The sequence below is a fragment of the bacterium genome (genome assembly GCA_040756715.1).
Classification (GTDB): Bacteria; UBA9089; UBA9088; order UBA9088; family UBA9088; genus JBFLYE01.
Genome location: JBFLYE010000022.1, coordinates 1 through 5739 on the forward strand (window position 1 = coordinate 1; position 5739 = coordinate 5739).

The window sequence follows — 5739 nt, forward strand, 5'->3', positions numbered from 1 at the left end:
GCTCCTAAGCAAAGTGGAGCACACACTATTTATGCAAGATTTCCTGGGGATACCTTTTATAAACCAAGCCAAATACAAGGGACATTAACGGTAACTCTTATTTCAAACCTAAATGTAAACCCCTCCCCCTTTGACCCTTACTCTGAAAATGCAAGCCTTGCTATTTCTTACTATTTATACGAACCAGCCAAGGTAACCATCAATATCACCAAAGACGACAAGCTGGTAAAAACCCTGATTAGCCTGGCAGATCGACCAGCGGGAAATCAAACTGAGGTATGGTATGGCACAATTGATAAAAGCGAAATCAACCCCTATGACATCCTCATTGCCCCTCCGGGAAGTTATAAAATAAAGGTCATTGCCAAGCCAAACAATGGCTTAGGAGAGGATAGCAAGGAAATTGATAATGTTGTGGTGAAATGATGAAAAGGCTAATCTTTGTTCTGTTCTTGCTAGGCTGTGGAGGGTGTTATAAATTTTTGGTTAATCCATATGATGCGGTTATGTGGCCTTCGGGAAGGTATTATGTTAATTATAACTTTATCATTCAAGCCCCTGAAGGTGCAAGTGATATAACCCTATACCTTCCCTTTCCCCATTACAAGGGAAAGCCGGATATGAAGATATTAAGGTGGTTAAAAGAAAACCTTACTTCTGCTTTAAATAATGCAAAGAATTGTCACAATGAAAGCATCAAAGATTATGAAAATCATTGTAAAAGAAATAAGGCGTGGTATAAGGAGCATGGATTGAGCGATGAGGAGTATAAAAGGGCAATGAAGCAGTTTTATGAAGAAAAGGTCTCTCCTGAGGAAGAAAAGATAAAATATTATTCAAATTTCAAAATGGATTTAATAAACACAGAATATGGCAAGATGCTATATATATATATACCTCATCTCTTAAAAAAGGAGGAAACAGAAAATATTAGATTTAGTAGTAATACAAAGGCAGATTCATCCCGACCCATCAAAATCAACCGAAAGACTGTAATTGATGACTACAAGCTTACCTATGAGGAGAAGATAAAGCCTGAGAGTGCTTATGCTCCAGGATGGCTTGTTTGTAAAATCCTCAATATGCCTATGTATGTTAAGTTTGAAGGAAAGGAATTAAGGGTAGGGTTTATTTATGATATTTCTGAAGAGGAGCATCATGGAGGCTCTGTTCCTTTCTTTCAGTATGAGGGCCCAGTGGGAAAAGAGAAATATCATCAATATATTTTTACCAAATCTGGCTGGTACTGGATGCCAGTAGGAAAAAAATTAACAGAAAAGGAGGAAAAATGAAATGAGAAAGCTGTTTTTGAGCTTAATGCTTGTATTTGGGTTAAGGGATGGATTTTCTTGGGGTCCAATTACCCATTATTGGCTAACCCAAGATTCAGTATCTTCCGGGAATGAGGCAATGTTTATTAACAGTATGAACCCAGACCTATTCTGGGCAGGTGGTGGGGATGATCTTCCTTCTATCTTTAGGCTCTATAAAAAGGAATGGGGAAATAGGGCACATTGCCCTCTTCCAAGCCTTACAATAACAGACCCTAGAAACGAGAATTATAACTTTTCCGACGACAAAGAAAACTTTGCCTATATTATGAAGCTCTGTTTAGGATATGCTAGTGATTCTTACTGGAAGGGCTTTGGCGCACACATTGTAGGAGACTGGGTTGCCCACGATAGAAAATTTCTTGGGCTACCTGAGCACGATCTTGATAAATGGAAGAAAGGATTAAAGCAATACCATGCAAATATAGAATATGATATGGATTATTACCTCTACCTTACCAGGGGAGGGGTTGCAGAAAATGCTGCCCAGAGGATAAGAATAAATACAAACCCAGAGCTTATCTGGAGGGCATTGGTGAATAAGAGGCTGATTGAGTTAAAGAGAAACCCTCCTCCTGACTTAACAGACAAAACAGATAGAGGGTTTAAAAATAGAGCTATTAGCGATGTCAACTCTGAATGCCCCATAGAAGACATAATCTCATCCATTGATACTTGGGGATTTCTTGTTCATTGTCGGCAATTTCAATGTGCAATAAGAAGGGGTAGACAAGCCTTTCTTGCTGACTGGCCAGGAACAGGGACAGGAAAGATTGCCCGAGAAAACTATGATATTTCAAAAACAGTTATCTCTAACTGGCTCAATAACCCAACCCCAAAGGGAGTTTCTTCCATAACTGTTTCTCCCAGGCCTAAAGATATCTCAGGTGGAAATATGGATGACGATATGAAGATATGGCTTGAGGCGATTAAAAAGGCAAGAGATGAAGGAATCTTACAGAGATACTTTGTCTCCAATCAGAATAACTGCTATGAGATTGAGATTTATTGTTCAAATGAGACAAGGCTTTCTCAGATATTTGAGGAAACAATCCTTGCCCACAAAACCAACCCTACCTCTGACTCTGACCTTGTCCTTGCCCAGGTTATGGAGAAGGTCTTCCTTAAGCCATACATTACCTCTGACTACAACCCCCCAACCATTGCCAACCTTACACCAGCACAAGGCCAAGTGGGAGGAAAGCCAACCATATCCGCCCATATCACTGATGATAAATCTGGGGTTGGCTTAATTACATTAAAGCTTGATGACCAAGAGGTTTCTCCCAGCTTTTCTATCCAAACCGGCATCCTCTCCTATACCCCTCCCTCTCCCCTATCCTCAGGAACCCATACCCTATTCCTGCAAGCCCTTGACAATGCAGGTAATCCTGCATATCCCGAAAGGGCAACCTTTACCGTAGTTCCTCTGGGAACCATCACAGGAAGGGTAACCCTGGTTGAAACAGGAAGTCCGACAAAAGGGGTATTGATTGAGGTATTGCAAAATGGTATTGTTAAGGGCTCGGCGACAACAAATAGTAATGGAACATATTCAATTCCTGTTTTCCCTGGGGTATATAATCTAAGGGCTTCGATAAATGGCATTGTTCAAACAAAGAATATTACTGTCAACCCGAACCAAACAGGCATTGTTAATTTTAGCTTTAATGGGTATCTTTATAAATATTATTACAAAAATATTTATGTTAAATCAAGAAAGGGGAAGAATTATAGAGATTTTATTGTTCCTCTTGATTCAGGTTATAACATATACAATTGGAGATCATTTTATACCTATAGATCAGAAAGAAGCCGTGATGATGGGTCATATGTTGACTGGCCTAATAATATCTTTCAAATTAAGGCAAGGCTTGATGGAAAATGGTGGAGAAAGGCAGTATATAATGCTTTTTATGGGGTTGATGCTAAAAAACCCCTTCAAGGAGAACCTGATGGTGTATATGGAGGGAATAACAGCAAAACAATTGATGAAAGGTCTTGTGGATATGAGGTAAGGACATTCTACCTTTACCCATCTTTATCAAAATACAAGATATACAAAGCAGATTGCCGGATTCACTTGGCAGAGAATGCAGGCTGGACAAGCTGGATTGATTATGAAAACAATAGATTGGTAATCGAGGTTAGGCTATATGGATATACTTGGAAGTTCTTGTGGTGGAGGAAAACAAAAGAGGGTCGTCTTTATGCAACATTCTATGTCTATGGCAAGCTTTTTTCCTCAAAAACACAATCTATGGCTTCTCTGCCGATGGGCTTATTTGAACAAAAACCAAAAGCCAAAAAACCAAAGGTTTTTATCAAACCTAAGATTATGAGTAATAAGGCAAGTAATGAGGTAAGCTATTCAATTATTCTTAAGGATGTTGAGGAAGATTTGGTTGAGGCAAGAATGGGGATAGCCTTTGACTCAGAAAAGGTGAAGATAAAAGAGATAAAGCCGCCTCTATTCGAAGAAGAAGAGGGTTCAATAAGCTCAATGGCTATTCAAGAAGAGGAAGAACCTAAAGAGGGCATCTTCCTTAATTCAGAAATAGATAATCAAAAGGGAGAGGCAAACATAGAAGCAGCGATTGTTTTCAATGAAATAATGTATTCTACGGATACCACAACCCCACCTTCAACCTCTACCCAAGGCATCCAAAATATGGCAATACAAGAAGAGGAAAACATCCTTCCCTTGGCAGACCTTATTATTGCCTTTCCCAAAACAATGGCTCTTTCAGAAGGTGATATTTTATCCTCTATCTCTCTTTCTTCTATAGAACTCAAAGATTCTACGGGAAAAACAATTGATGTAGAAATAGAAAAACCCGAAGCAAAACCCATAATCCCAGAAAAGACAGAGCTTTTTCCATCCTTTCCCAATCCAGCCAAGGATGGGGTTTGGATTCCCTTTAACCTAGCAAAGGATGCCAATGTAGAGGTTAATATCTTTAATATCCTAGGCCAAAAAATAAGGACAATAAAGGTAGGACAAAGAAAGGCTGGACAATATACCCAGGCAAAGGAAGGTAGTGCGATATTCTGGGATTTAAAAAATAATGCTTTACAAAAGGTTTCAAAAGGATTATACTTTTATAAATTAAAGGCAGATGATTTTTCTGCCATAAAATCAATGGTTGTCCAATAAGGGTAAAAGGCATATTCTATTTTTACAAAAAAATCTTTACAAAAAAACACGACAAAGATATAGGGTTTAAGTTATAATTTTTTAGACTAAAAAACTGTTCTTTGAGAAGTGAATATTAGGGTAATCTGTGGTAGCACGGGTTAAGATAAAAAGGGTATACCGTGGATGCCTTGGGGATAAGAGAACGAAGAAGGACGTGGCTTACCTGCGATAAGCTTGGGGGAGGTGGCAAGCAACCTTAAATCCCAAGATCTTAAGAATGGGAAAACCCACCTAGGGTAATACCTAGGTATCCCTATCTGAATCCATAGGGTAGGGAGGAAGACCAGGCCAAGTGAAACATCTCAAGTAGCCTGAGGAAAAGAAAGCAAAAGCGATTCTTTTAGTAGTGGCGAGCGAAAAAAGAAGAGCCTAAACCAAATGCGTGCATAAGCCCTATTGCGTTGCGTATTTGGGGTTGTAGGAATAAGATTAAGTTAGGAATAGGCTTAACTTGAAGGGTTAAAAATCTATTTAAAAGCTGAATTTTCAGAGAATGTGAGCCAAAGAAGGTGAAAGCCCTGTAGATAAAATAAATAGACTTTCTTCCTTGTTTCCTAAGTAGGACGGGACAGGTGAAATCCTGTCTGAATCTAGGAGGACCACCTCCTAAGGCTAAATATCTCTTTCCACCGATAGTGAACAAGTACCGTGAGGGAAAGGTGAAAAGTACAGCGGAAGCTGAGTGAAATAGTACCTGAAACGGTATACCTACAAGCTGTCAGAGGGCTATGCCAGGTTAGGTAATAAAGGCAAGGGTTTTTAAGCGTAGTAAGCTTAACAAGCGAAAAACTTCGGTTTTTCTCTTGGAACTTACTCCTTGAAATCGGCGTCTTTATTGGCCACTGGAATGCCTAATGGCGTGCATGCTTGAATAATGAGCTGGCGAGTTACTAGGTGTTGCAAGGTTAAAGGGTATAAGCCCTGAAGACAAAAGCGAAAGCGAGTCTTAAAAGAAAGCCCGAACTTTAGGATTATTTTAAAAAGGGGCTTGGGGAAAAAATTTTAGAGGCTATCCATTTTATCCTTTTATTCAAATTTGGAATCTTTACCCTATTTTAAATTGGCAGGGAGAAAGAAAAATAAAAATGCTTCCTAAAAGGGAGGGGAGGTGATATATAGTATCTTCCATTACTTAGTGCAAAAATAGATAGGGTTGTGTTTATCTGTTAAAAATTCATCCACCTTTTAAGAAATTTTGAATTCTAAATT

3 protein-coding genes and 1 rRNA gene are annotated in these 5739 nt (G+C 38.9%); all 4 read left to right on the forward strand.

The window, feature by feature from the left end; genetic code table 11:
• Positions 1–426 (forward strand): hypothetical protein (locus AB1397_00675; GenBank protein MEW6481519.1); only part of this gene is annotated, 426 nt, incomplete at its 5' end.
• Positions 423–1292, forward strand: a complete 870-nt coding sequence (locus AB1397_00680) for a hypothetical protein (protein MEW6481520.1) — start codon at positions 423–425, stop codon at positions 1290–1292. The genes AB1397_00675 and AB1397_00680, both read left to right, overlap by 4 nt.
• Position 1293: 1 nt before the next feature.
• Entirely contained in the window at positions 1294–4488 is a 3195-nt protein-coding gene (locus AB1397_00685) for a carboxypeptidase regulatory-like domain-containing protein (protein ID MEW6481521.1), read from the forward strand.
• Between the two features lie 138 nt (positions 4489–4626).
• A 23S ribosomal RNA gene (locus AB1397_00690) occupies positions 4627–5739 on the forward strand; the annotation flags it as partial.

Coding starts and splice junctions, on each gene's coding strand:
- AB1397_00680 (MEW6481520.1), top strand. CDS start 423: ATGATGAAAAGGCTAATCTTTGTTCTGTTCTTGCTAGGCTGTGGAGGG.
- AB1397_00685 (MEW6481521.1), top strand. CDS start 1,294: ATGAGAAAGCTGTTTTTGAGCTTAATGCTTGTATTTGGGTTAAGGGAT.